Origin of the sequence: Streptomyces sp. L2, assembly GCF_004124325.1 — a bacterium.
In the GTDB taxonomy this organism is placed as follows: domain Bacteria; phylum Actinomycetota; class Actinomycetes; order Streptomycetales; family Streptomycetaceae; genus Streptomyces.
Map to the genome: position 1 here is coordinate 2,391,605 of NZ_QBDT01000001.1, position 25,238 is coordinate 2,416,842.

The following is a 25,238-nucleotide window of genomic DNA, read 5'->3' on the forward strand; positions in this document are numbered from 1 at the left end:
GGTGAACACGACACTACGCGAGGGGTCCCGGCAGAAGCAAATCGATTACATCGGGCCGGGCGCGGCCACCGTCCGGCCAAGCGAGTCGAGCGGGTCAGCGGGTCAGCGGGTCAGCGGGTCAGCGGGTCAGCGGGTCAGCGGGTCAGCGGGTCAGCGGGTCAGCGGGTCAGCGGGTCAGCGGGTCAGCGGGTCAGCGGGTGAGCGGGTGAGCGGGAAGCAAACCCGCCGAAGCCCGGCGCAGCGTCACGCCGACAGCTCCTCCCGCAGCGCGTCCCGCAGCCGTCCCGCCCGTTCCGACACCTCGGCCGGCCCCAGCAGCACCGCCCGGTCGGCCCACCGCTGCCCCTCGGCCAGCTCGCCCCGGCGGGCGTAGACCAGGGCCAGCCGGAGCGCCGCCCGGCCGTGCCCGGCGTCCGCAGCCCGGGTCCACCACACCGCCGCCTCCGGCTCGCTCCCCTCCCGCGCCAGCAGCAGCCCCAGGTTGAAGGCTCCGTTGCGGGAGCCCGCCTCGGCCGCCGCCCGGTACCAGCGCGCCGCCTCCACCACGTCGCCGCGGGCCGCGGCGAGCATGCCGACCCGCACCTGGGCGCGCCGGTGCCCCTGGGTGGCCGCGCGCTCGTACCACTCCTCGCACTCGGTGCGTTCGTGCACGATCTCGCCGAGTTCGTGGGCCGGCTCCGGCGGCCGGCGCGCGTCCAGCACGGCGGCCAGCCGGTACGCGGCCTCCGCGCTGCCCCCGCCCGCCGCGCAGCGCAGGTGCCGCTCCGCCTCGGGCTCGTCCCCCGCCCGCAGCCGGGCCATCCCGACCTGCAGCGCGGCCTCGGTGTGCCCGGCGGCGGCGGCCCGCTCGTACCAGCGCAGGGCGCCGCGCTCCTCGCCGCGCCCGGCGTGCAGGATGCCGAGGTTGAAGGCGGCGTCGACGCTGCCCGCCTCGGCGGCCTTGGAGAACCACGGCTCGGCGCCGGTCGTGTCGCCGCCCCGCAGCAGCAGGATCGCCAGCGCGTTCGCCGCCTCCCGGTGCCCGGCGTAGGCGGCCCGGCGGTACCACTCCTCGGCCTGCGAGGTCCGGCCCTGCTCGGCGCAGAGCAGTCCGAGGTTGTACGCCCCGTTGTCGTCCCCGGCGTCCATCGCCGCCCGGTACCAGCGTTCGGCGGTCTGCGTCTCGCCGCGCTCGGCGTGCAGCGCGCCGAGCGCGTTGGCCGCGTTGCCGTCGCCGTCCTGGGCGGCCCGCAGCCACCACACTGCGGCGCTCTCGGTATCCCCGGCGTCCCGCAGCAGGAACCCGAGGGCGCAGGCGGCCCGCGCCTCGCCGTCCTTGGCGGAGGTGAGGTACCAGCGCCCCGCCTCCTTCAGCTCCCCGCGCTTCTCCAGGATCGCGCCGAGGTGCAGCGCGGCCCGCCGATGACCGCGCGCGGCGGCCTGCCGGTACCACTGCTCGGCCTCCTCGACAGCGTTGTCGGCCACCGGTTCGTCCGTTCGTACGGCGCTCCGGTCGAGGGCGCGCGCCAGCCGGTAGGCGGCCTCGCGGTGGCCGCGCTCCGCGGCGGCCCGCATCCAGCGCCCGGAGCCGCTGTCGCCCCGGTGCTCCAGCAGATCGGCGAGCGCGTACGCGCCGAGGGCGTGGCCCTGCTCGGCGGACTGGCGCAGCCAGTACTCGGCGGCGGGCTCGTCGCCCCGTTCGCGGTGGTGGCGGCCGAGCGCGTGCGCGGCGGCGGCGGAACCGGCGACGGCGGCGATCCGCCACCAGCCGGCGGCCTCCTCGGGGTATCCGCGCTGGTGGAGGAGGACGCCGAGGTTGTTGGCGGCGGCCCGGTCGCCGGCCGCGGTGGCGGCGCGCAGCTGGGGTTCGGCTCCGTCGAGGTCGCCGCGGCGCAGCAGTATGGCTCCGAGGACGCTCGTCGCCTCGACGTCGCCGGACTCCGCGGCGAGCCGGAGGCGGACCTCCTCGGCGGCGTCCGCCATCTCGCCGAGTTCGTCGCGGGCCGGTTCCTCACCGGGAGGCTGCACAAATCGCCCTGTCTCGTACAGAGTTGCCTTGTCCCCCATAACGTCCATCGTCGCACCACCTGCAACCTGGGTACACCCGGTATACCGCAGCCTGCGAGGTCACTTCAGCGTTTTGTCGACATGCCCACAGAGAGACAAGTCAAACACAGCTTCCCCAACTCCCCACGGCGGCGCGGCCGCACCCGTCGTCTGCACATGAGTTCGCACACCACGAAGGCCCGGATCCCTTGAGGATCCGGGCCTTCGACTTCAGTAGCGGGGACAGGATTTGAACCTGCGACCTCTGGGTTATGAGCCCAGCGAGCTACCGAGCTGCTCCACCCCGCGCCGTTGCCTGGTAACAGTACCACGGTATGGGGTGGAGTTGATCAACCCTTCTTGCCGGACTGGGCCTCCTGGGCCTTCTTCAGCGCCTCCTGGAGGTCCTTCTGGGCCTTGGCGTACGCGTTCCAGTCCGGGCCGCCCTGCTTCGTCAGCGCCTGCTGCCCGGCCTCGTAGGCCTTCTGCGCGTCGTTCAGGGCCTGTTGGACCGTCGGGTTGCCGGTGGAGGGCGGTGGCTTGGTGCCCGTGTCCGAGGGTGGGGTGGTGGACGGCTTCGCGCCGAACACCACGTCGAGCGCCTCGTCGAGGGTGTTCTCGAACGCCGTCTTGCCCTCGTAGGTGACCAGAACCTTGCGCAGCAACGGGTACTTCAGCCCGCCGCCGCGTACGTAGACCGGCTCCGCGTACAGCAGGCCCCCGTCCAGCGGGACGGTCAGCAGGTTGCCGTACTCCACTTCGGAGTCGCCGCCCTTGAGGAGTTTGATGGCGGCGGCGATCTCCTGTTCGGAGTTGAACTTGCTCTGTACCTGTCTGGGTCCGTCGACCGTCGTGCTGGTCGGCAGTTTCAGAATTCTGATCTTGCCGTAGTCGCTGCTGCCGGCCTCGGAGTCGACCGTCATGAACGCGCTGAGGTTGGGCCGGCCGTTCGGCGTGAACGTCGTCGACAGCGAGAACGCCTGCTTGCTCTGGTCGGGCATCCGCAGGCTCAGGTAGTACGGCGGCACCGCGTTGCCCGACTTGTTCGTCGGGTCGTCCGGGACCTGCCAGACCTCGCTGCCGGTCAGGAACGTCTGCGCGTCCGTGACGTGGTAGCGGGTGAGCAGCTCGCGCTGGACCTTGAACAGGTCCTGCGGGTACCGCAGATGGGCCATCAGGTCCGGAGAGATCGACGCCTTGGACTTCACCGTGCCGGGGAAGGCCTTCATCCAGGTCTTCAGCACCGGGTCCTGGGTGTCCCACTGGTAGAGCTTGACCTCGCCGGTGTACGCGTCGACGGTCGCCTTCACCGAGTTGCGGATGTAGTTGACCTGGTTCTGCTGGGCCACCACCGCACGGGAGTTGTTGGTGGCGGTCAGCGAGTCGGCGGTGGTGTCGCCGAGGGTCGTACGCGAGGAGTACGGATAGCCGTTCGTCGTCGTGTAGGCGTCGACGATCCACTGGATGTGGTGGTCCACGATCGCCGGGTAGGCGTCGCCGTCGATGGTCAGCCAGGGCGCGACGGCCTCGACGCGCTCCTTGGGCGTGCGGTTGTACAGGATCCGCGAGCCCTTGCCGATCGCTCCCGAGTAGAGGATCTGCGGCTCGTTGAACGCCACCGCGTACGCGGCCCGGTTGAGCGGGTTGGCCAGGTTGACGCCGCTCTTGCCCCGGTAACTCGTCGTCTTCTCACCGTCGTCGGTGGAGTAGTCGATCTCCTTCTGGGGACCGCCGACGATCGAGTAGGTGGTGGTCTTCTCGCCGTAGTACACCCGCTGCTGGTACGACGGCAGGTCACCGGTCGTGGGCAGGTTCTTCTCGGTGAAGACCGGTTCGCCGTCGGCGGCCTCGGTGCCCTTCGCCGCGACGAAGCCGAAGCCGTGCGTGTACCGGAAGTGGTCGTTGATCCAGTTGTTCTTCGGGATGCCGTCCAGGTTCAGCTCGCGCAGTCCTACGACGGTGTCCTGGTCCTTGCCGTCCTTGGTGGAGTACCGGTCGACGTCCAGGTTGGTCGGGAACCCGTAGAAGTTCTTCATCTGCTGGAGCTGCTGGAACGTCGGGGAGACGATGTTCGGGTCCATGATGCGGATGCTGGCCGCGCCGTTCACGTCGTCGCGCAGCTTGCCCTTGTCCGACGTGCTGGGCTTGCCCGAGTAGTCGGTGACCTTGGCGTCGTCGATGCCGTACGCCTCGCGGGTGGCCTTGAGGTTCTTCTGGACGTACGGCGCCTCCTTCGCCTGCTCGTTGGGCTGCACCTGGAACTTCTGCACGATGGCCGGGTACAGGCCGCCGATCAGGATCGCCGAGAGGACCATCAGGCCGAAGCCGATGACCGGCAGCTGCCAGGTGCGCCGCCACAGCGTCGCGAAGAACAGCAGCGCGCAGATGACGGCGATGCAGAACAGGATCGTCTTGGCCGGCAGGTAGGCGTTGGCGTCCACGTAGCGCAGGCCGGTCCAGTTGCCCGTCGCCTTGAAGTCGCTGGACTTGACCGCGAGGCCGTACCGGTCGAGCCAGTAGGCGACCGCCTTCAGCGCGACGAAGATACCGAGGAGCACCGACAGGTGCCCGGTCGCGGCGGCGGTGGCGCGCGCGCCGGGGCTGGTGACCCGCAGGCCGCCGTACAGGTAGTGGGTGAGCGCGGCGGCGACCAGGGACAGGATCGCCGCGGCGAAGCCGAAGCCCAGCAGGAAGCGGTACCAGGGCAGCTCGAACGCGTAGAACGAGATGTCCAGGTGGAACTGGGGGTCCGTCTGGTGGAAGGGGACGCCGTTGACCCACATCAGCCAGGTCCGCCACTGGCCTGCCGCCGAGGCGCCGGCGATCAGGCCGACGAGCGCGGTGATGGCCAGCAGCAGCCACGTCTTGTACGGCGCGATGCCCATCCGGTAGCGGTCCAGGCTCTGCTGCTCCATGGACATGGCGCTCAGCGGGGGCCGCAGCCGGTGCGCGAGCCAGATGTTGACCCCGACCGCGACGGCCATCAGCAGGCCGAAGACGAAGAACAGCCCGATCTTGGTCCACAGCGTGGTCGTGAACACGGACGAGTAGTGCACCGACCGGTACCACAACCAGTCCGTCCAGAAGCCCGCGAACATGGTGAACGCCATGCCGAGGACGGCGAGGACGCCCAGTGTCATGAGCAGGGTCCGGACGCCCCGGGACGGGCGGCCCGCTCTGATCCGCGGTCCCGTCGGACCTCCGCCGCGGTCCGGCATCTGGAAAGCCAAGGTGCGCCCCTCGAAGTCGCTCTCGATCCGTCCGGCCCCCGTGTTCGCGGGCCGTCCGTGGCCCCCCGTGATCGCGGGCCCACACCTATGCAACTTACTCACGGTTCACACGGTTCCCGGTTCCGGCCGGGAACGAGGCAGGATTGTGACCATGTCCAACACTCCCATGGCAGCGAACCCCCTCACCCGGGCCGTACTCGAGATCGACGAGTACGCCTCCGGCCTCGGCTGGGACCAGCCCGCTCGCCTCTTCGCCCTCGTCGACACCGCACGGCTGCGGGCCCAGGAACCCTCGCTCGCGGCCCAGCTGGGCCTGCAGGACGAGCCCGAGACCACCGGTCTCACCCCGATCGAGCAGGACGAGATCCCCGCGGGCAAGCAGCTCGACGAGTTCCTCGGCACCATCGCCTGGCCCGACGCGGTGGCCGGCTGCGCGCTGACGGTGGAGCGTCTGATGCTGCCGCCGTCCGCCGAGGCTCAGGTCCCGCAGGGGCTGGGCGAGGCCAAGCTGGCGACGTGGGTGGCCGAGCACCCCGAGCGCCAGGAGGTCAGGATGACGGTCGCGGTGCTGCGCGACGGCAGCCGCGAGTCGGCGCTGCGCCTGCGCGAGAAGGACTCCCCCACGGAGGTTCTGACGGGCCCGGACCTGGTGCCGCGTCTGGCGGAGGCCCTGACGGCCACGTTCGAGGACTGATCCCGGGGCCACGAGGACGAGGATGCCGGGGGCGCCCGAGTGGCAAAGGCGCCCCCACCGGCAGGGGCGCCCCCGGACGGCTCACTGTCCGTGGCTCAGCCCTTGGTGGTGCACTTCGGCAGGGCGTCCGTGTGGTGGGTGCGGATGTCCTTCAGGGCGGCGAGGGCGTCCTCGATCGTCTTGACCTTGACGAGCCGGAGTCCGTCCGGGGTGTTCTTGGCGGCGCTCGCGCAGTTCTCGGCGGGCGTCAGGAAGTACTGGGCGCCCTTCCGGCGCGCGCCGATCGTCTTCATCTCGATGCCGCCGATCGGGCCGACCTTGCCGTCGTCGTCGATGGTCCCGGTGCCCGCGACGAACGCGCCGCCGGTGAGGCTGCCCGGGGTGAGCTTGTCGTAGAGGCCGAGGGCGAACATCATGCCGGCGCTGGGGCCGCCGACGTCGGCGAGCTTGATGTCCATGCTGAACGGGAAGGCGTGGTCGGTCCCCGCGGTGATCCCGACGATGGCGCGCTTGGCGCCGGTGTCGTGGGAGGTGGTCGTCGTCAGGGTCACCTTCCGCGTCGTGGTGGCCGGCTTGCCGGCCTTCGCGGCGGCGGCCTGGTCCTTGGCCGGGACGACGGTGAAGACGACGTTCTGACCGGGCTTGTGCTTGGTCACCAGCTTGGCCACGTCGGAGGGCTGCTTCACGGCGGTGCCGTCCACCGCCTTGATCGCGTCGCCCGCGTGCAGGCTGCCCTCGGCCGGGGAGTCCTTGACGACGGCGGAGACGATCACCCAGGACTTCACGGGGATGTGCAGCTGCTTCAGGGCGGCGACCTTGGCGCTCTCCTGGGACTCGCTGAACTCCTCGGCGTTCTCCTGGGTGGACTGCTGCTCCGTCTTGCCGTCCGGGTAGAGGGTGTCGTGCGGCACGATCACGCTGTCGCGCGCCAGCCAGCCGTAGACGGCCTCCACCATGTTCATCCGGAAGTCGGCGCTGGTGACCCGGACGGTGGTCATGTTCAGATGCCCGTCCGTCGGATAGGTCTTGTGCCCGGAGATCTGCAGCACCGGCTCACCGCCGTGGTTCCCGAGCGTGTTCACGGTCGGCCCGGGGGACATCTCCGCGTACGGCACGGGGATGAGCACTCCCGCGCACAGGAGCGCGATCAGCATCAGGGTGGAGGCGAGCATCGTCGCGGTGCGGCGTGGCATGGAACGACAGTACGGGACGCCTCTGTCAGCGGACCGTCAGGGCACCCCGGTCACGCCCCGCGGGCGCCCGAGTCGGACTTCTCCATGGCCGCGCGGAAGCGCGCGTACCCGTCGAGCTCGGGGCCGTCACTGCGCGCCTTCCGGGTCCGGTTGGCCCAACTTCCCCACAGCCCGGCCGCGATCGCGGCCACCAGCGGAATCAGCAACCAGACGAGTGCCGCCATGCCGACCTCCCAACCCCATGAGCGTCCGCGACTGACTGATCAACAGATTAACCATCCGCACGGACAACGCTCACGCGCACCCCCCGGTTACGCAACTCAGCAGGCCCCGACCCACTCCTCTGTACCATCCGAGAACTTCTGGTGCTTCCAGATGGGCACCTCGTGCTTGAGGTCGTCGATGAGCTTGCGGCACGCCTCGAAGGCCTCGCCCCGGTGCGGGCACGACACGCCGACGACGACCGCGAGGTCCCCGATCCTGAGGTCCCCCACCCGGTGGACCGCGGCCAGCGCCCGCACCGGGAACTCGGCGACGACCTTCTCGGCGATCCGCCGCATCTCGGCCTCGGCACTGGGATGGCACGAGTACCCGAGCGCGTCGACATCGGCACCGCCGTCATGGTTGCGCACGGTCCCGACGAACAGGGCGGTCCCGCCCGCGGCGTCGTCCCCCACCGCCCGGAACACCTCGTCCAGCGACAGCGCCGTCTCCCGCACCCCGATCAACTTGATCGGATCCTGCGCGGCCTGCTCCCCGGGGTGATCGCTCATAGCTCCCATACGCCCATGGTGCCGCACACCCCCGACATCCAGGAATACGAGTTTCCCCCGTCAGACCCACACCCGCGTTAGAGGCTTCTACAGTGCCTCTTCAACCCACCGAGTCGGGTGGTGGGCGGGCGAGGCCGGGGGTCCAGGGGGCGGAGCCCCCTGGCGGGGTCGCAGGGGCGGAGCCCCCTGGCGGGGTCGCAGGGGCGGAGCCCCCTGGCGGGGTCGCAGGGGCGGAGCCCCCTGGCGGGGTCGCAGGGGCGGAGCCCCCTGGCGGGGTCGCAGGGGCGGAGCCCCTCGCTACAGGCGCCGCCGAGCCTTCCGCGCCCGGCGCACCACCGCGGCCGCACCCAGCAGAGCGACCGTCGCCCCCGCCGCCCCCGCCGCGGTCGCGTCCTTCCGCCCCAGCCGCCGCCCGGCCACCGTGTGCCGCCCGGCGACCTCCTCCAGCAGCTCCGCCAGCACCTCCTCGTTGGTCCAGCCGGGCCGCCACCCCGCGTCGTGCAGCCGGCTCCCGCTGACCACCCAGGGGTACATCGTGTACGCCAGGTCCCCCGCCGGGGACGGGGTGAGCCCGATCCGGTGCAGCCGGGCCGCCGCGCCGAGCGCCACCGCCGACGGCAGCTCCATCCGCCGGATCCCGCTCAGCTCCTCGACCTCCTCCTGCTCCAGCCACCCGTCGCAGCCGACCGCCAGCTCCCCGTCGACCTTCTCCAGGACGGCGTACTCCAGGGCCCCGCACAGGTCCTCGACGTGGCAGAACTGCCACGCGGGACGCGATCCGGCGACGACGAGGAGGCGGGGCGACTCGAAGTACCGGGTCAGCGCGGTGTCGGTGCCGCCGACCAGCAGGGCGGGCCGTACGACGGTGACGTTCAGCCCGGGGTGCGCGCGCGGGGCGCGCCGTGCCAGCCGTTCGATCTCCAGCATGTCGCCCACGCCGGTGGCCTCGGCCGTGGCACGCAGCTCGGCGTCCTCGGACAGCGGCAGCTCGTTGTCCGGGAGCGCGCCGTAGACCATCGCGGAGGTGCACAGCACCACCCGGTGCACGCCGGCCGCCGCGGCGGCGGTCAGGACGGTCTGCGTTCCGCGCACGTTGTAGGCCGTCCGGGCGGCGGCGTCACTCCCGAGGTCGAGATCGAGCGCGAGGTGCACGACGACGTCGGCGCCGCGCAGCTTGTCGGCGATCGCCGGGTCGCGCACGTCGAGGATGTGCCACTCGGCGGCCGCGCACTCCCCGCGCTGCTCGTCCAGGGCGATGACCTGCTTGATCTCCTCGGAGGCGGCCAGCCGCTCGGTGAGCAGCGCGCCGACCCCGGTGGCGGCACCGGTGACCGCGACGACGGGGCCGCGCAGGGCGGGCGAGGTTGAGAGGTTTCGCGCTGCGCGAACCTGCGGATCTGGGGAACTCACCGGGCGTCTCCAGAGGTTGTCTTCAGTACGGGCGCGAGTGACGCGTACGTACCAGGTGCATCCATCCTGCCGCAGGCGTTGTGTCGGCGGAGCACCGAGGCCCGATCGGGGTCCGGGTGTCTACGCTGGGTGGTGTTGTCGGGCAGCCGCGCCGCCGGAGACAGACCGGTGGCCTTACCAGCCGAGGAATCCCGTGAGTGACACCCCATTCGGATTCGGCCTTCCGCCGGAGGAGCCGGAAGACGGCGACGAGGGCAAGAAGAAGGACCAGGAGAGCGGTGGTGGGCAGGGACCGGCCAACCCGTTCGGTTTCGGCGGCCTGCCCGGAGCCGGAGGCTTTGGCGGCCCCGGCGCCGACAATCCGCTCGCAGCCATGTTCGGTTCGCTGAACCCCACCGACCTGGGAGCGGCGTTCCAGCAGCTCGGCCAGATGCTCTCGTACGAGGGCGGGCCGGTGAACTGGGACATGGCCAAGCAGATCGCCCGCCAGACCGTGGCGCAGGGCACGGCCGACGGCGTGAAGGACGCGAGCGTCGGAGCCTCCGACCGCTCGTCCGTGCAGGAGGCCGTCCGCCTGGCCGACCTGTGGCTGGACGACGCGACGTCGTTGCCGTCGGGCGCCGGATCGGCCGTGGCCTGGTCCCGCGCGGAGTGGGTCGAGGCGACCCTGCCGGCCTGGCAGGAGCTGGTCGACCCGGTCGCCGAGCGGGTCGGCGCGGCCATGGGCGATGTCCTGCCGGAGGAGATGCAGGCCATGGCGGGCCCGCTGATCGGCATGATGCGCTCGATGGGCGGTGCCATGTTCGGCACGCAGATCGGGCAGGCCGTCGGCGTGCTCGCGGGCGAGGTCGTCGGTTCGACGGACATCGGCCTGCCGCTGGGCCCGGCCGGGAAGGCCGCGCTGCTCCCGGCCAACATCGAGGCGTTCGGCAAGGACCTGGGCGTACCGCAGGAGGAGGTGCGGCTCTACCTGGCCCTGCGGGAGGCGGCGCACCAGCGCCTGTTCACGCACGTGCCGTGGCTGCGTTCGCACCTGTTCGGCGCGGTGGACGGCTACGCGCGCGGGATCAAGGTCGACACGGCCAAGCTGGAGGACGTGGTCGGCCAGTTCGACCCGCAGAACCCCGAGCAGCTGCAGGACGCCCTCCAGCAGGGCATGTTCCAGCCGGAGGACACGCCCGAGCAGAAGGCCGCCCTGGCCCGTCTGGAGACGGCTCTGGCGCTCGTCGAGGGCTGGGTGGACGCGGTGGTCCACGCGGCCGCGAAGCCGCGTCTGTCGTCCGCGGACGCCCTGCGCGAGACCCTGCGCCGGCGCCGCGCCACCGGCGGCCCCGCGGAGCAGACGTTCGCCACGCTGATCGGCCTGGAGCTGCGGCCCCGCCGCCTGCGGGACGCCTCCCGCCTGTGGGCCTCGCTCACGGACGCGCGCGGGGTGGACGGCCGGGACGCCCTGTGGCACCACCCGGACATGCTGCCGACGGCGGACGACCTGGACGACCCGGACGGGTTCGTGCACCGCGAGCAGCTGGACTTCTCCGAGCTGGACAAGATGCTCGGCGAGGCGGCGGGCAAGCCGGACCTCAAGAAGGCCGACAAGCCGGACCTCGGCGAGAAGAACGACGGCACGGCGCCGGGCGACGGCGAGACCAAGGGTGACGACACCGAGTGAGCCTGCATGACGACGCGGTCCTCGTGCTGAAGGAGTACGAGGACCAGGGGGAACTGCGCCAGGTCTACCTGGAGCACCTCCAGGCGCATCCGGACGGCATGTGGAAGGCCTGCGCGGACGGCCACATCACGGCGAGCGCCCTGGTCGTCGACCCGGAGCGCGAGCGGGTGCTGCTGACCCTCCACCGGAAGCTGCGGATGTGGCTGCAGATGGGCGGCCACTGCGAGCCGGCCGACACCACGCTGGCGCAGGCCGCGCTGCGGGAGGCGACGGAGGAGTCCGGGATCGCCGGGCTGACCCTGCTGCCGGGCGGCCCCGCGCGCCTGGACCGCCATCACACGCCGTGCGCCTGGCACCTCGACGTGCAGTACGCGGCCGTGGCGCCGCCCGGGTCCGTGGAGATGATCAGCGAGGAGTCCCTGGACCTGCGCTGGTTCGGCTACGGCGAGGTCGCCGACGTGGCCGACGGGTCCGTCGTACGGCTGCTGGAGGCGACGCGCGCGAGGCTGTGAAGGCGAGGGCGTACGGGTAAGGGGTGACCGCCATGGCGGTCACCCCTTACCCGTGGCTCGGATCGTGCTCAGTTCCAGACGTTGCCCTGGTTCTGCGCCCGCGCCCCGTGCTGGCCCATGCCGTACTGGGCGGCGAGTCCCTGGCCGATCTGGGCGTGCTGCGGCGGGAACAGTTCGCTGGGCTGGACGAGCGCGAAGCCGGAGCCCATGAAGCTCAGCTCCCAGCCCTCGCCGGTGCTGCCGCGCCGCCGCCACACCCCGGAGGAGTGCGTCTGGGCCTGCATCTGCACGCGCAGCCCGGTCGACCAGGCGACGATCGCGTCGGCGTCGCAGTTGACGTACTTGTCGGGCGTGACCTGCATGAGCAGCGGCGCGCCGGAGGTCATCAGGGCGACCCTGCCGCGGCCGGTGATGTTCAGCTGGTACTTGCCGGACCCGGAGATGCCGTACTGGCTGTCCACGGCGATGACCTCGTGGTGCAGCGAGGAGTCCATGGCGAGGACGTAGGAGCTGTCGACGGTCAGTCCGTCCTGCTCGACGTCCATGATGTGCACGTGCTGGGCGAGGTTGGCGAAGTACACCGTGCCCTGCCCGTGGCAGCGCATCAGGTCCAGGCCCTCGCCGGTGCGGGCGCGCGAGCGGCGCTGGGTGTTGCTCTGGTACTCGGCGTCGAACTCGACCAGCCCCTGGTAGGCGACCATCGTGCCCTTGCGGGCGAGGATGTCGTCGTGGCCCTCCAGGGTGACGCGGAGCAGCTGCTTGTTCTGCAGGCTCCAGCGCTCCTGGGCCTGGGTGTCGTTGAACGCGAAAAGTGGGCTCTGCATGTGTCCTGCTCCCCCTCAGCCCCGGATCCGGAGGCGGTCGGTGCTGTCCTCGCTGGGCTGCACGACGACGATGCCCTGGCCGGAGAAGGCCATCTGGTACGCCTCGCCGCTGCCCCGGCCGATCAGGGACTGCGCCTTGAAGCTGCGCTTGCCCTTCACCTTCAGGTTCGGCGACCAGGCGACCAGCGCGTCGGGGTCGACGTACGTCTCGTCCTCGCCACCGCCGCAGTCGACGACGATCGGCTTGCCCCGGGAGGTCAGCGCGACCCAGCCCTGCCCGGAGATCCTGGTGTTCCACAGGCCCTGCCCGGCGAACTTCGCGAGTCCCTTGACCCGCTCCACGCCCCAGCTGAGGTGGGCGTCGAAGGCGAGCAGGTTGGTGGCGTTGACGGAGATGCCGTCGCCGTTCAGGTTGATGACGACGACGTCGGCGCCGTAGTCGGCGAGGTACAGCAGGCCGTCGCCGGTGCACTTCATCAGGGGTGCGCCCTCGCCGGTGATCCAGTCACGGGCGATCTGGCGGACGGCCGGCGGGTTCGGCTCGTACTGGACGAAGCCCTCGTAGGCGACCATGGAGCCCACGCGCGCGAAGAGGTCGTTTCCGGTCTGCATGGCGACCTTCAGCATGTGGCCGCCGTGGTTCTCCATGCGGGCGGTGACGGGTGCGGGAGCGAAGCCCGCGAGCGGCTGGTTCATGACGGGCTCCCTCAGACCTCGTACGGCTGGACGACGATGAAGTTGCCGGGGGCGCCCCGGAACTGGAGGTTGATGCTCTCTCCCGTGTCGCCCGGGTAGGCGTTGCGGCGCATGCGGACCTGGCTGGAGACGATCACCTGGGAGGCCGCCGACCAGGCGACGATCGCGTTGCAGTCGGCGAACGTCGTCGGCGTCACGGGCAGTACGACGGGCGTGCCGTGCGTCTTGACGACGATCGTGCCGGTCCCCTGGAACTGCATGGTGAACAGCGCGCCGCCGGGGATGCCGTGTCCCTCGATGCGGCGGACCTCGTACTGCAGGGTCTCGTCGAAGGCGAGGACGCTCTCGGCGGACACGCAGATCGCGTCCCCCTGGAGCTCGATGGGGTGCAGGTGGGTGGAGTTCTCGGCGAGGAACACCTGGCCCTGGCCGGTGCAGCGCATCAGCTGCATCTCCTGGCCGGTGGCGTTGCCGACGATCCGTCCGGCGAACCCGGCGCCCTTGTAGCTGAAGTCGACCTTGCCCTGGTAAAGCACCATGCTGCCCTGCCGGGCCAGCACGGGCTGCCCGCCGATGCCGAGGTCGACCCGCATGAGCTTCTTGTTCTGCTGGGTCCAGCGCTGGCCGGTGGGCGTCTCCTTGAACATCTGGAGCGCGGCCGCCACTCCGGCGCCGGTCTGCGGGACGCCCTGCGGTGCGCCGTAGGCCTGCTGGCCGGGGACCTGGCCGTACGCCGGCGGCTGCTGGCCGTAGCCGGGGGGCATGGGCGCGCCGGGCGGCGTGGGCCCGCCGGGCTGGCCGCCGTACGAGGGCTGCTGGGGCGGCTGCCCGTAACCGGGGGGCATGGGGGCGCTCGGCCGGCCGCCGTACGACGGCTGCTGCGGCGGCTGCCCGTAGGGCGCGGGCGCCGGGGCCGGGGGCGGGACCGTGCCGCCGGCGGGCGGGGCCAGGGGGGCGATGACGGTGGGCGCGGCGTGCACGTTCGGCGCGGGCGCCGGGGCCGGGGCGGGGGGCGGGGTCGCGCCGGGCGGCGGGGCGAAGCCCTGCGGGGCGGGCTGCGGCGCGGGTGCCGGGGCGGGCGCGGCCGGTGACGGTGCGGCCGGTGCGCCGAAGGCGGGGGGCGCGGCGGCCTGCGCGGGCGGGGCGAAACCGGGGGCGGCGCCGGACTGCGGCTGCTGGGGCTGCTGCGGCGCGGCGGGGGCCTCCTCCTCCATCACCTCCCCGCCGAAGTTCTTCAGCAGCGCGTCGAGGCCGCCGTCGAAGCCCTGGCCGACGGCGGCGAACCGCCACACGTCCTTGAAGTAGAAGTCGCCGAGCATGACGGCCCGCTCGGTGGAGAACTCCGCGCCGGTGAACGAGTACCGGGCGACCTCCTCGCCGCCCGCGACGATCCGCAGGTAGCCGGGGCTGACCTGGGACATCTGCCCGCCACCGTCGATGGTCGCCGTGAACGACAGCTTCCGGATCGCCTGCGGGATCCGGTCCAGCGTGATCCGGAACGACTCCGTGTCGCCGGCCTGCGCGCCGAGCAGCTGGATGGACTCCTCGGGCGATTTCGGCTGGTTGAAGAAGACGAAGTACCGGTCGTCCGACAGCCGTTCGTCGGCGTCCAGACCGAAGCAGCTGATGTCGAAGGACAGTCCGGGGGCGGTGATCTGCACGCCTACGTACAGATCGGTGCCCGCCGTCAGGTCACTGATCCTGGCCTTGTGGCCGCGTTGGAATTCCCTGGCCATGCGTTACGACCGTCCCCCATCCCGAATGTGAGTGCGTCGCGACAGGCTAACCGCAAACACCGACATCGGCCGCAGTCGGTACAGACCCGGTACACAACCGCGCCCGGCCGCGTACGGGACGCTCACTCACCCCGGGCGCCGGGCACGTGCGGCAACCGTTCGGCGGCGACCACCCCTTCGAGGTAGCCGCGCGCCCGCTCGGTCCGCGGGTAGGCCTCCAGCAGCCGCCAGAAGCGGGGGCCGTGGCCCGGCACCAGCAGATGCGCCAGCTCGTGGCAGAGGACGTAGTCGACGACGTACTCCGGCATGCCCTGCAGCCGGTGGGAGAGGCGGATGCTGCCCTCGGCAGGCGTGCACGAACCCCAGCGGGTGTTCTGGTTGGTGACCCAGCGCACGGAACGGGGCCGGGCCCGGCCGTCGAAGTACTGGGCCGACAGCTGTTCGGCGCGCTCCGCCAGTTCGGTGTCGCCCAGGACCCGTTTGCTCTCCTGCGCGGCCAGTTTGTCGAGCATGAGGGTGACCCAGCGTTGTTCCTCCGCCTCGGACATCCGGGCGGGGATCAGCACGACGGTGCGATCGCCCTCGCGGTACGCGGAGACCGTCCGGCGGCGCCGGGCACTTCTGCGGACCTCGATCGCGCTCGCCCCCGAGCCGCTCGGCGGCTGGCTCGTCGTGCTGCGCTGGGGCTTTCCGGCGCGGTGCAGGGGGTCGGCGGGCACGCCCCGACGTTACCCGCTGTACCTGGCCGAAGTCCCGGGTCGCGGACGGTTCCGCGCCGGATCCCCCACCATGCGTTTGATTTGTACGGTGATGTGCCCGGCCGCTCCGAATCAGTTTGTACGACGAATCCCCCGGCCTGTGGACAACTTTCGGCACGGTTTCGCGGGGCCGGGCATGCTGGCAGTCGTCGGCGGAACGTGACCGGTTCCCCGGCGGACCGGAATCTGCGCGCGGTGCCGCGCGCAGGACCTTCAAGGGCAACGGGGGCCTGTCATGCATCCGATGGTGAAGCCCGCGCTCCGGCGCGGCTGGCGCGACCTGAACACCGTGCAGTTCGGGATGACCCCGGCGCACGCGCTGACGCTGGGCCCGATGGACACGGCGACGGGCAGCTTCCTGGAGCTGCTCAACGGCACCCGCGGCCTGCCCCTCCTGCGCGAGGAGGGCCGCCGCATGGGCCTGCCGGACGGCCACGTCGACACGCTGGTGGAGCGGCTCACCCGGGCCGGCCTGGTCGACGACCCGGGGGGCGGCGGGCCGGCCGCGGACGCCCTGCGCGAGAAGGCGGACGTCGTCGCCCGCCTCCGGCCAGACCTGGCGTCCCTCCAGCTGATCACCGCCGAGCCGGGCGGCGCGCTCGGCCGGCTCGCGGCCCGCCGCTCGCTGCGGGTGCAGGTGCGCGGCGCGGGCCGGGTCGGCGCGGTGGTGGCATCGGTGCTGTCGGCCGCCGGCGTCGGCGAGGTCGACGTGCGGGACATCGGCCGCGTCGAACCCTGGGACGTGGCGCCGGGCGGACTGCCCGTCGAGTCGGTGGGCGAGCGCCGCGGCCGGGCCGCGGGAACCGCCGTCCGCCGCGTGGCGCCGGACCGCCCGCCGCGCCGCACCGGTGCCTCCCGCCGCGATACCCCGGAACCGGGCCTTTCGCTCGTGATCGTCACCCCGCGGGACGACGTCGCCGTGCACGCCCCCGACCCGTTCTCCGCCGAGCCGCTCATGACCTCGGGGACCCCTCATCTGTACGCGGGTGTGGTGGAGGGCACGGGTGTCGTGGGTCCGCTGGTCCTGCCCGGGGAGACGAGCTGCGCGGGCTGTCTGCACCAGGACCGCACCGACCGCGATCCCGCCTGGCCGCGGCTGGTCGCCCAGTGGCGTTCCGGTAAGGCCCGTCAGGTGGGACCCTGTGATCTGGGGCTGGCCACGGCGGTCGCCGGACTGACCGCCGCCCACGCCCTCGCCTTCCTCGACGGGGAGCGGCCGTCCAGTGCGGGTGCCCGCTGGGAAGCCTCCCTGCCCGGCCTGACCTGGCGTGCGCGACCGGTCTGGCCCCACCCGGCGTGCTCGTGCGGGGCGGCGGAGAGAGAGAAGGGGGAGCACTCCTCAACCTGCGCCGAGCCGCGCGAGACAATGGCGGTGCAACGGCCGTCGACGGAGCGGCGACGCACGACTGGCGCGGCGCGGCCGACTGGGACTTGGAGGGCGCATGTCTGATCTTCCCCGGAAGGCGGTCACCCGGACCGCCAAGCTCGCCGCGCTCCCGCTCGGCTTCGCCGGCCGGGCCACCTGGGGGCTGGGCAAGCGGATCGTGGGCGAGTCCGCGGAGATCGTCGGCCGGGAACTGCAACAGCGCACGGCGGAGCAGCTCTTCAAGGTCCTCGGGGAGCTGAAGGGCGGCGCCATGAAGTTCGGGCAGGCGCTGTCCGTCTTCGAGTCCGCCCTGCCGGAGGAGATCGCCGGCCCCTACCGGGCGGCGCTGACCAAGCTGCAGGAGGCGGCTCCGCCGATGCCGACCCGCACCGTGCACGGGGTGCTCGCGGAGCGGCTGGGCGAGGACTGGCGTGAGCTGTTCCTGGAGTTCGAGGACAAGCCCGCGGCCGCCGCCTCGATCGGTCAGGTGCACCGGGCGGTGTGGCACGACGGCCGCGAGGTGGCGGTCAAGGTGCAGTACCCGGGCGCCGGCGAGGCCCTGCTGTCCGACCTGACCCAATTGAGCCGATTCGCCCGGCTGTTGGGTCCGCTCATCCCCGGCATGGACATCAAGCCGCTGATCGCGGAACTGCGGGACCGGGTCTCCGAGGAGCTGGACTACGCCCTGGAGGCGCAGGCGCAGGCCGCGCACGCCGAGGAGTTCGCGGACGACCCCGATGTGGTGGTCCCGGCGGTGGTGCACCAGTGCGAGCAGGTCCTGGTCACCGAGTGGATCGACGGCATACCGCTCGCGGACGTCATCGCGGACGGCACCCAGGAGCAGCGCGACCGGGCCGGCCAGCTCCTGGCCCGCTTCCTGTTCTCCGGCCCCGCGCGCACCGGGCTGCTGCACGCCGACCCGCACCCCGGGAACTTCCGGCTGCTGCCGGCCGACCCGGAGGGCGAGGGGGACTGGCGGCTCGGCGTGCTGGACTTCGGCACGGTGGACCGGCTCCCCGGCGGTCTGCCGGACCCGATCGGCATCTCGCTGCGGATGACGCTGGAGGGCGAGGCCGAGCCGGTGTACGAGCTGCTGTGCGCGGAGGGCTTCGTCAAGGAGACGATAGAGCTCGACCCGGACGCGGTCCTGGACTACCTTCGGCCGATCATCGAGCCGGCCCGAGTGGAGTCGTTCACCTTCACCCGCGGCTGGATGCGCAGCCAGGCCGCCCGCATTGGCGACCCCCGCTCCCCCGCCTACCAGCTGGGCAAACAGCTCAACCTGCCGCCCGCCTACCTCCTCATCCACCGGGTGACGCTGAGCACGATCGGCGTCCTGTGCCAGCTGGGCGCGACCGTGCGGCTACGGGAGGAGCTGGAGGAGTGGCTGCCGGGCTTCGTCGCGGAGGAGCACACCGAGTCGGCCTGACCGGCGCCCGGGAGGGGACGCTCCGGTCACCACCAGGCGGAGTCGAGCCGGCCCTCGATGGATCTGAGGTTCTCCCGGGAGCAGACGTCGCAGAAGTACTGGCGTACGCCGTTCTCGACCGAGCAGGTCCAGGTGACCGGCCGGCCGCCGCGGGCGGCTGTGCCGCAGCGGGCACACACGAGGGGGCGTGGCTCCGCAGTGGAGCCGCCCTGGTCACTGCCTTCGGGAAGACTCGTCACCCGGTGACCATAACTCCGTGCCCGCCGAACCCCGCGCACAACGCACCGCGGGGGCCGGTCCGTTCGCTCGGACCGGCCCCCGCGGGGAGCCATCGCCTCCCTGGGGCGGGAGGCCACCGGTTCAGGTGGGTGGTGTCACTGCATGACGGCCATGGCGAGCGCGCGGCGGGCGCGCAGCGAGGCGCGCTCGGCCCGGCGCTGCATCTTCCGGGCGTTCACCAGGCGCAGGGCCTGGCGTTCCCGCCCGGCGTCATGGAGTCGCTCGTGCATATGCGCACGGGCCAGGGCTTCTTGCATGAGTTGCATCTCTCGGTTCCTGTTCTGACGCGACTCGGTCGCGCCGGTGGTGCTGAAGTCTGTGGTCGCGGAGCCTGCGGGCTCGCTGGTGGACGGCTTCATCGGGGCCTGCTTCTTGGGGTCGTGCGTGAGGGGTCGGTCGATCGTTCCGCGGGTGTTCATGCCGCGACCGGGTTCTTGCGCGGGCGGCCACGCGGCCGCTTGCGGGCGACGACGACACCCTGGACGAACAGCTCGCCACCCCAGACGCCCCAGGGCTCACGCCGCTCCTTGGCGCCGGCGAGGCAGGCCTCGATCAGCGGGCAGGTGCGGCAGAGGGACTTGGCGTACTCGACGTCCGCGGGCGACTCGGCGAAGAAGACCTCCGGGTCGTAGGAGCGGCACGGGACGGGTACGCCGAGGTTCTCGATGGCGTCGTCGAGCGCGGTGAGCGTGGTCAGCGGGGTCAAGGTGGAGTCCTCCGTGAGGCCGGGCGGGGGGATCGTGTCTGAAGGCGGTACGGACGGGGCGTGCGCTTCGAGTTGCACGGTTGGTCTTCCTCGTCTGGTCGGTCCGGCCTGTTGACCGGGTGTCGGCTGGGTACCGGGTTCTTTTCTTGTCCCGAGGCCCCTTCGCTCCGTCGTCCACGTTGGTGGACAAACAGAAGGGCCGCGGATCCCGGGTGGGGTTCCGCGGCCCTGAAGGCGCCGGCCTGATCGGCGATCAGGCTGGATCACTCCAGGGTTCTGGCCCACGGAAGGCCCACATCAGGTGGTGCTGCGTCGTCTGCTTCCGGAATCCGGCACCGGCTGCCGCAAAGGCATAGGCATGTGCCTGTGCCGCTACTGCTTCCAGTGCCTTGGTCGGTCGCTCATTGCGCTCGCGGACAGGGAGTCCCGCGAGGCCCGCGGCGGACGCCGGCCGGACGGCACGAATGCCGGACAGACCGGTGCCCTGGTGGGAGGCGCCGAGCATGCACAGGGAGACGGCCGAGCGATCGGTCAGTTTGGCCGTGCCGTTGGCCGGGCTGATGGTGCTGGTGTTGATGCTGATCACTGGACTCGCCTCCTCTCGGCGTCTCATGGACTGGGGTGAACCAGTCCGTTCGGATATGCAAGTACATCACGGAATCAGGGCCTTGGAGAAGGCCGCCGCTTCCGTGCCTAGAACCTATGGGGATTGCCGGGGCATGCGCAAACTATTTTTGCGACGAGTTCGTATCAGTCCCCCGCGCCGTCATCGCTGACCTCCTGACCAGCGCAGATGGCCAGTACGTCGGCTCCGTGGCGCTGTAGCTTGCGGGCCAGGACGCCGGGGATGCGGGAGAGCTCGGCCGGGGTGGCAGGCTGTGCCTCGGCGATGGCCATCAGCGTCCGGTCGGTGAAGACGCAGAAGTCCGGCTGGCCGGTGCGCTCCGCCTGGACCGCCCGCCATGCCCGCAGCCGCTCGTAGAGTCCCTCGTCCATGTCGGAGGGGCAGTCCTCGCAGCGCATGAGCTTCATGTCGCCGGGATCGGTGAGCGTGCGGCCGCAGACCCGGCAGCGGGCCGGGGTGCGCCGCGTGCGCCGCGGGGCCACGAGGGAGGCCTCCTTCGCGAGACCGCGCTCGATGCCGCCGGCGGTCCCGGCGGCGGTCCGGCCCACGGTGGCGGCCGAGCCGGGGCGCAGCCCGTCCAGGAAGCGGCTGGGTCTGCGGCTCGGCCGTCCGCCGGGCGCGCGGGACAGGGCCCAGGAGAGGTGGAGCCGTTCCCGGGCGCGGGTCACGCCGACGTACAGGAGCCTGCGTTCCTCCTCGATCTGCTCGTCCGTCCTGGCGTAGCTGATCGGCACCATGCCCTCTGCGACGCCGACCAGGAAGACCACGTCCCACTCCAGGCCCTTGGCCGCGTGCAGGGAGGCCAGGGTGACGCCTTGGACGGTCGGGGCGTGCTGGGCGTTCGCCCGCTCGTCGAGTTCCACGACGAGGTCGCCCAGGGTGGCGCCGGAGCGGGCGGCGGCGAAGTCGCGGGCGAGGTCGACGAGTGCGGCGAGCGACTCCCAGCGTTCCCGGACGGCGCCGGAACCCGCCGGCGGGTGGCTGGTCCAGCCTTCGCCGGAGAGCACCGCGCGGACCTGGGAGGGCAGGTCCACGACGTCGTCCAGCAGGGAGTCGTTGGCGCCGAAGCGGGCGGCGGCGCGCAGCGCGGTGGTCGCCCTGCGCACCTCGGGGCGGTCGAAGAAGCGTTCGGCGCCGCGCAGCTGGTAGGGCACACCGGCGTCGGCGAGGGCCTGCTCGTAGGTCTCGGACTGGGCGTTCGTGCGGAACAGGACGGCGATCTCCGCGGCGGGGACGCCGGCGTCGACCAGTTCGCGGATGCGGCGGGCGGCACCCTCGGCCTCGGCCGGTTCGTCGGTGTACTCGGTGTAACCGGGTTCGGGGCCGGCGGCCCGCTGGGAGATCAGTTCCAGCCGGTGGTCGGCGGCTCGGCCGCGGGCCTGGGCGAGCAGCCCGTTGGCGAGGTGGACCACCTGCGGGGTGGAGCGGTAGTCGCGGACGAGCTTGACGACGGTGGCGCCGGGGTGCCGGGTGCGGAAGTCGAGGAGGTGGTCGGGGGTTGCTCCCGTGAACGAGTAGATCGTCTGGCTGGCGTCGCCGACGACGCACAGGCTGTCCCGCGGGCCGAGCCACAGTTCCAGCAGCCTCTGCTGGAGGGGGCTGACGTCCTGGTACTCGTCCACGACGAAGTGCTGGTACTGGGAACGGACCTGCTCGGCGATGTCCGCCCGGTCCTGGAGGATGGCCACGGTGAGCAGCAGGACGTCCTCGAAGTCGATGACCGCGCGCTCGCGCTTGAGGTCCTCGTAGGCCGCGTAGAGGTGGGCGATCTCGGCCGGGTCGCGGGGGACGTCACGGCCCGCCTTCACGGCAGCGTACGGATAGTCGGCGGGGACGGTCTGGGTGACCTTGGACCATTCGATCTCGGCGGCGACGTCCCGCAGCTCACCCCGGTCGAGACGGATGCGGCCGGCGGCGGCCGCGTCGGCGACGAGCTGGATCTTGCGGTCGACGAGCCGGGGCAGGGAGCCACCGATCGCTTTCGGCCAGAAGTACTGGAGCTGTCGCAGCGCGGCGGAGTGGAAGGTGCGGGCCTGGACGCCCTGCGCGCCCAGCTGGCGCAGCCGGCCGCGCATCTCACCGGCGGCGCGGTTGGTGAAGGTGACGGCGAGCACGCTGGACGGCTGGAGGATGCCGGCGCGCACCCCGTAGGCGATGCGGTGGGTGATGGCCCGCGTCTTGCCCGTCCCGGCCCCGGCCAGCACGCACACCGGGCCGCGCAGGGCCGTGGCCACCTCGCGCTGCTCGGGGTCGAGCCCTTCGAGCACCGCGTCGGCCGTGTCCGGTGCCTGCGGGAACAGAGGGGAGTGCGTTGCTGCTGTCACACGGCCATGCTGCCAGGTCCGCGGAGACGACCGCGCCGGTTGTCCACAGGCGGGCCCTTGCAGTCGTACTAATGCTCACGTCGTGCTGGCGCCACGGATACCCCCGGTGGGAATGGCCGGCCGGTCGCGTACGTTCTTCTCCCTGGAGGCACCTTCCCCGAGCTGCTGAGGAGCGCGAGAGACATGCAGGGCACTGTGACGATGTACAGCACGACCTGGTGCGGCTACTGCCGCCGGCTGAAGAGCCAGCTGGACCGGGAGGGCATCGCCTACACCGAGATCAACATCGAGCAGGACCCCGAGTCCGCCGCGTTCGTGGAGAAGGCGAACGGCGGGAACCAGACGGTGCCGACCGTCCGGGTCGCTCCCTCCTCCGGCGCCGGCGAGGTCGTGATGACCAACCCGAGCCTCGCCCAGGTGAAGCAGGCCCTCACCGCCTGATCCTCACTCCCTGACCTTCACGCGGAACGGCCCCCGGCGCCCAGGCGCCGGGGGCCGTCTGCGTACGGCGGGGTCGTGTGCGCGCGGCGGGGCCGCTCAGAGGACGCTCCTCGTCGGCAGGGGCTTGCCGTACCACGTCTCGATCAGCCGGGCGGCGATGGAGATGCCGTAGGGCGGCAGGACCTCGCCGGACTCGAAGGCCGTGTGCAGGTCCTCGCGGGAGAACCAGCGGGCCTCGTGGATCTCGTCGCCGTCGACGTTGATCTCGGTGCTGGTGGCGTGGGCCATGAAGCCCAGCATGAGGCTGGAGGGGAAGGGCCAGGGCTGGCTGGCCACGTACTCGACCTCGCCGACGGTGACGCCGGCCTCCTCCCAGACCTCCCGGCGCACCGACTGCTCGATGGACTCACCGGGCTCGACGAAGCCGGCCAGGGTGGAGAAGCGTCCTTCGGGCCAGTGCACCTGGCGGCCGAGCAGGATCCGGTCCTCCTCGTCGGTGACGGCCATGATCACGGCGGGGTCGGTGCGCGGGTAGTGCTCGGCGCCGCAGGCCTGGCAGCGCCGGATGTGGCCGGCGGCTTCGATGACGGTGCGCTCGCCGCAGCGGGAGCAGAAGCGGTGGGTGCGCTGCCAGTTCTCCAGGCCGACCGCGTGCACCATGAGGCCCGCGTCGCGGGGCGAGAGCAGCAGACCCGCCTCGCGCAGGCCGGCCGGGCGGGCGGACTGGTCGATGCGGCCGGGCAGCGCGTCCTTCTGGAGCGCGAAGTAGCTGACGCCGTCCTCGTCGGTGCCCAGGAAGTAGCGGTGCGCCTCGGTGAGCGGGGCCTCGAAGGACGGTGTCATCACGAGTTCGGTCCGGCCGTCGGGCGTCTCGTCGATGAGCACCTGGCCGCCGGAGACCACGAAGCAGCGGGTCGTGGGGTGGCTCCACGCCGCCGCGAGCCAGGCCTCGTCGAGCCGGTGGTGGGCGGCGCGGTCGATGCCGCTCGGGGCGGTCAGCGAGATGGGTCGGTCGGCGGTGTGGTCGGTCCAGGTGGTCACGGGTGCTTCCAACTCCCCCAGTGGAACGGTTCGGTTCTGTACGGCGGGCGGTACGGCGGATCGTGCGGCGAAGGGCCGTCGCGGGTCAGGGGGCTGGACGCCAGTTCTCGGCGAGGTCACCCCACAGGTACGCGCTGGTCTCGACGCCTTTGAGGAGGAGGTCCAGCTCGACCTTCTCGTTCGGCGCGTGCCAGCCGTCGGACGGTACGGAGATGCCCAGGAAGAGGACGGGCGCGCCGAGGACCTCCTGGAGGTCGGCGGCCGGCCCGGAGCCGCCCTCGCGCGTGAAGCGGACCGGGCTCTCGAAGGCGCGGCCCATGGCCCGGGCCACGGACCGCAGCGCGGGGTGGTCCAGCGGGGTCAGGCAGGGGCGGGTGGCGGAGCCGAAGTCGATCTCGTGCCGGATTCCGGCGGGCACCTGCTCGGCGGCCCAGGCGCGGACGGCCTTCTCGATGTGCCCGGGGTCCTGGCCGGCGACCAGCCGGAAGGACAGCTTCACGAACGCCGAGGACGGGATGATCGTCTTGCTGCCCGGCCCCTGATAGCCGCTGCCGATGCCGTTGACCTCGGCGGTCGGGCGGGCCCAGATGCGCTCCAGGGTGGTGTGACCGGCCTCGCCGTGGGCGGCGTACGACTTGGCGGTGCGCAGCCAGCGCGCCTCGTCGAAGGGCAGTTCGGCGAAGAGTTCGCGTTCGCGGTCGGTCAGCTCGACGATGCCGTCGTAGAAGCCGGGGACGGCCACGCGCGCGTGCTCGTCGTGCAGGGCTGCGACCAGGCGGGCGGCGGCGTCGGCCGGGTTGGGCACAGCGCCGCCGAAGGAACCGGAGTGGATGTCCTGGTCGGGGCCGTACAGCCGGATCTCGCACTCGGCGAGACCGCGCATGCCGGTGCAGACGGTAGGGGTGTCCTCGGCCCACATGCCGGTGTCGGAGACGATCACGGCGTCGGCGGCGAGCCGGCCGGCCCGCTCCTCGACGAGGGCGCGGAAGTGCGGGGAGCCGGACTCCTCCTCGCCCTCGACGAGCAGCTTCAGGTTGACGGCGGGGGCGACGCGACCGGTGGCGGCGAGGTGGGCGCGGACCCCGAGGGTGTGGAAGAAGACCTGGCCCTTGTCGTCGGCCGCCCCGCGCGCGTAGAGGCGGTTCTCGCGGACGACCGGTTCGAAGGGGTCGCTGTCCCAGCCGTCCTCGCGGGCGGCGGGCTGCACGTCGTGGTGGCCGTAGACGAGGACGGTGGGGGCCTGCGGGTCGCCCGCGGGCCACTCGGCGAAGACGGCCGGGGCGCCGGGCGTCTCCCAGACCTCGGCGGTGGGGAAGCCGGTCTCCTTGAGCCGGGCGGCGAGCCAGTCGGCGCTGCGCCGCACGTCGGGCCCGTGGTCGGGCTGGGCCGACACGGAGGGGATGCGCAGCCACGCGGCGAGGTCGTCGAGGAAGGCGGCGCGGTGCTGCTCGATGTACGTACGGACGGCGCTGACGGCACTGTCAACGGGATGGCTCATGCTCACGAG

Annotated in this window: 23 protein-coding genes and 1 tRNA gene; 6 read left to right on the forward strand and 18 right to left on the reverse strand. The window is 72.0% G+C overall.

Annotated elements, in window-relative coordinates; translation table 11 throughout:
• Nucleotides 1-243: 243 nt before the first annotated feature.
• The 3 genes from DBP14_RS10080 to DBP14_RS10090 form a co-directional block, all read right to left on the reverse strand.
• Nucleotides 244-2,055: a tetratricopeptide repeat protein gene (locus DBP14_RS10080; RefSeq protein WP_206739243.1), complete on the reverse strand. Its 1,812-nt coding sequence runs from the start codon at nt 2,053-2,055 to the stop codon at nt 244-246.
• Between the two features lie 205 nt (nt 2,056-2,260).
• Nucleotides 2,261-2,334, reverse strand: a tRNA-Met gene (locus DBP14_RS10085).
• Between the two features lie 41 nt (nt 2,335-2,375).
• Nucleotides 2,376-5,243: a UPF0182 family protein gene (locus DBP14_RS10090; protein WP_129311774.1), complete on the reverse strand. Its 2,868-nt coding sequence runs from the start codon at nt 5,241-5,243 to the stop codon at nt 2,376-2,378.
• A gap of 163 nt (nt 5,244-5,406) precedes the next feature.
• Here DBP14_RS10090 and DBP14_RS10095 point away from each other — a divergent pair, with 163 nt between their 5' ends.
• Complete coding sequence (locus DBP14_RS10095; RefSeq protein WP_241740859.1) at nt 5,407-5,949, forward strand: PPA1309 family protein; 543 nt, start codon at nt 5,407-5,409, stop codon at nt 5,947-5,949.
• 95 nt (nt 5,950-6,044) lie between these two features.
• On the opposite strand, the gene DBP14_RS10100 is transcribed toward DBP14_RS10095, so the two are convergent.
• The 4 genes from DBP14_RS10100 to DBP14_RS10110 all read right to left on the reverse strand — a co-directional run bounded on the left by DBP14_RS10100 (nt 6,045) and on the right by DBP14_RS10110 (nt 9,325).
• Nucleotides 6,045-7,142, reverse strand: coding sequence for a PDZ domain-containing protein (locus DBP14_RS10100; RefSeq protein ID WP_129306715.1), 1,098 nt, complete (start codon nt 7,140-7,142; stop codon nt 6,045-6,047).
• Between the two features lie 50 nt (nt 7,143-7,192).
• Nucleotides 7,193-7,366, reverse strand: coding sequence for a hypothetical protein (locus DBP14_RS35985; protein ID WP_164992292.1), 174 nt, complete (start codon nt 7,364-7,366; stop codon nt 7,193-7,195).
• A 96-nt stretch (nt 7,367-7,462) separates the two neighbouring features.
• The gene (locus DBP14_RS10105) at nt 7,463-7,924 is read right to left on the reverse strand and encodes a molybdenum cofactor biosynthesis protein MoaE (RefSeq protein ID WP_129306717.1); all 462 of its coding nucleotides are present in this window, start codon (nt 7,922-7,924) and stop codon (nt 7,463-7,465) included.
• A 288-nt stretch (nt 7,925-8,212) separates the two neighbouring features.
• The gene (locus DBP14_RS10110; RefSeq protein ID WP_129306719.1) at nt 8,213-9,325 is read right to left on the reverse strand and encodes an SDR family oxidoreductase; all 1,113 of its coding nucleotides are present in this window, start codon (nt 9,323-9,325) and stop codon (nt 8,213-8,215) included.
• Nucleotides 9,326-9,518: 193 nt separating this feature from the next.
• On the opposite strand from DBP14_RS10110, the gene DBP14_RS10115 reads away from it, so the two are divergent.
• Together DBP14_RS10115 and DBP14_RS10120 are read left to right on the forward strand one after the other, a co-directional pair.
• Complete coding sequence (locus DBP14_RS10115) at nt 9,519-10,994, forward strand: zinc-dependent metalloprotease (protein WP_129306721.1); 1,476 nt, start codon at nt 9,519-9,521, stop codon at nt 10,992-10,994.
• Nucleotides 10,991-11,506: an NUDIX hydrolase gene (locus tag DBP14_RS10120; protein WP_129306723.1), complete on the forward strand. Its 516-nt coding sequence runs from the start codon at nt 10,991-10,993 to the stop codon at nt 11,504-11,506. The genes DBP14_RS10115 and DBP14_RS10120 overlap by 4 nt, the downstream gene beginning before the upstream one ends.
• Before the next feature lie 68 nt (nt 11,507-11,574).
• Here the strand turns inward: DBP14_RS10120 and DBP14_RS10125 are convergent, their stop codons facing one another.
• From DBP14_RS10125 to DBP14_RS10140, 4 genes are all read right to left on the reverse strand, one after another.
• Nucleotides 11,575-12,330, reverse strand: coding sequence for an AIM24 family protein (locus DBP14_RS10125; protein ID WP_129306724.1), 756 nt, complete (start codon nt 12,328-12,330; stop codon nt 11,575-11,577).
• Between the two features lie 15 nt (nt 12,331-12,345).
• Complete coding sequence (locus tag DBP14_RS10130) at nt 12,346-13,026, reverse strand: AIM24 family protein (RefSeq protein WP_129306726.1); 681 nt, start codon at nt 13,024-13,026, stop codon at nt 12,346-12,348.
• An 11-nt stretch (nt 13,027-13,037) separates the two neighbouring features.
• The gene (locus DBP14_RS10135; protein WP_129306728.1) at nt 13,038-14,762 is read right to left on the reverse strand and encodes a TerD family protein; all 1,725 of its coding nucleotides are present in this window, start codon (nt 14,760-14,762) and stop codon (nt 13,038-13,040) included.
• 122 nt (nt 14,763-14,884) lie between these two features.
• Nucleotides 14,885-15,481: a M48 family metallopeptidase gene (locus DBP14_RS10140; RefSeq protein WP_129306730.1), complete on the reverse strand. Its 597-nt coding sequence runs from the start codon at nt 15,479-15,481 to the stop codon at nt 14,885-14,887.
• Between the two features lie 274 nt (nt 15,482-15,755).
• Between DBP14_RS10140 and DBP14_RS10145 the strand changes: the two genes are divergently transcribed.
• Nucleotides 15,756-16,970, forward strand: coding sequence for a TOMM precursor leader peptide-binding protein (locus DBP14_RS10145; protein ID WP_129306732.1), 1,215 nt, complete (start codon nt 15,756-15,758; stop codon nt 16,968-16,970).
• Entirely contained in the window at nt 16,963-18,315 is a 1,353-nt protein-coding gene (locus DBP14_RS10150) for an AarF/ABC1/UbiB kinase family protein (RefSeq protein WP_129306734.1), read from the forward strand. Before DBP14_RS10145 ends, DBP14_RS10150 begins: the two co-directional genes overlap by 8 nt.
• A 26-nt stretch (nt 18,316-18,341) precedes the next feature.
• Here DBP14_RS10150 and DBP14_RS10155 read toward each other — a convergent pair whose 3' ends face one another.
• The 5 genes from DBP14_RS10155 to DBP14_RS10175 form a co-directional block, all read right to left on the reverse strand.
• Complete coding sequence (locus tag DBP14_RS10155; protein ID WP_129306736.1) at nt 18,342-18,554, reverse strand: hypothetical protein; 213 nt, start codon at nt 18,552-18,554, stop codon at nt 18,342-18,344.
• 135 nt (nt 18,555-18,689) lie between these two features.
• Complete coding sequence (locus DBP14_RS10160) at nt 18,690-19,013, reverse strand: hypothetical protein (protein WP_129306737.1); 324 nt, start codon at nt 19,011-19,013, stop codon at nt 18,690-18,692.
• A complete protein-coding gene (locus DBP14_RS10165) occupies nt 19,010-19,378 on the reverse strand; it encodes a WhiB family transcriptional regulator (protein WP_129306739.1) in 369 nt (122 codons plus the stop codon). Before DBP14_RS10165 ends, DBP14_RS10160 begins: the two co-directional genes overlap by 4 nt.
• Nucleotides 19,379-19,553: 175 nt before the next feature.
• On the reverse strand, nt 19,554-19,886 hold the full coding sequence (locus tag DBP14_RS10170; protein ID WP_129306741.1) for a hypothetical protein: 333 nt from the start codon (nt 19,884-19,886) through the stop codon (nt 19,554-19,556).
• Between the two features lie 164 nt (nt 19,887-20,050).
• Nucleotides 20,051-22,249: an ATP-dependent DNA helicase UvrD2 gene (locus DBP14_RS10175; RefSeq protein WP_241740860.1), complete on the reverse strand. Its 2,199-nt coding sequence runs from the start codon at nt 22,247-22,249 to the stop codon at nt 20,051-20,053.
• Nucleotides 22,250-22,432: 183 nt separating this feature from the next.
• Between DBP14_RS10175 and DBP14_RS10180 the strand changes: the two genes are divergently transcribed.
• Nucleotides 22,433-22,690, forward strand: a complete 258-nt coding sequence (locus tag DBP14_RS10180; protein ID WP_129306745.1) for a mycoredoxin — start codon at nt 22,433-22,435, stop codon at nt 22,688-22,690.
• 96 nt (nt 22,691-22,786) lie between these two features.
• Here DBP14_RS10180 and nudC read toward each other — a convergent pair whose 3' ends face one another.
• Nucleotides 22,787-23,731, reverse strand: coding sequence for an NAD(+) diphosphatase (gene nudC, locus DBP14_RS10185; protein ID WP_164992293.1), 945 nt, complete (start codon nt 23,729-23,731; stop codon nt 22,787-22,789).
• 85 nt (nt 23,732-23,816) lie between these two features.
• Nucleotides 23,817-25,229: a dipeptidase gene (locus tag DBP14_RS10190; protein WP_129306747.1), complete on the reverse strand. Its 1,413-nt coding sequence runs from the start codon at nt 25,227-25,229 to the stop codon at nt 23,817-23,819.
• Between the last annotated feature and the right edge of the window lie 9 nt (nt 25,230-25,238).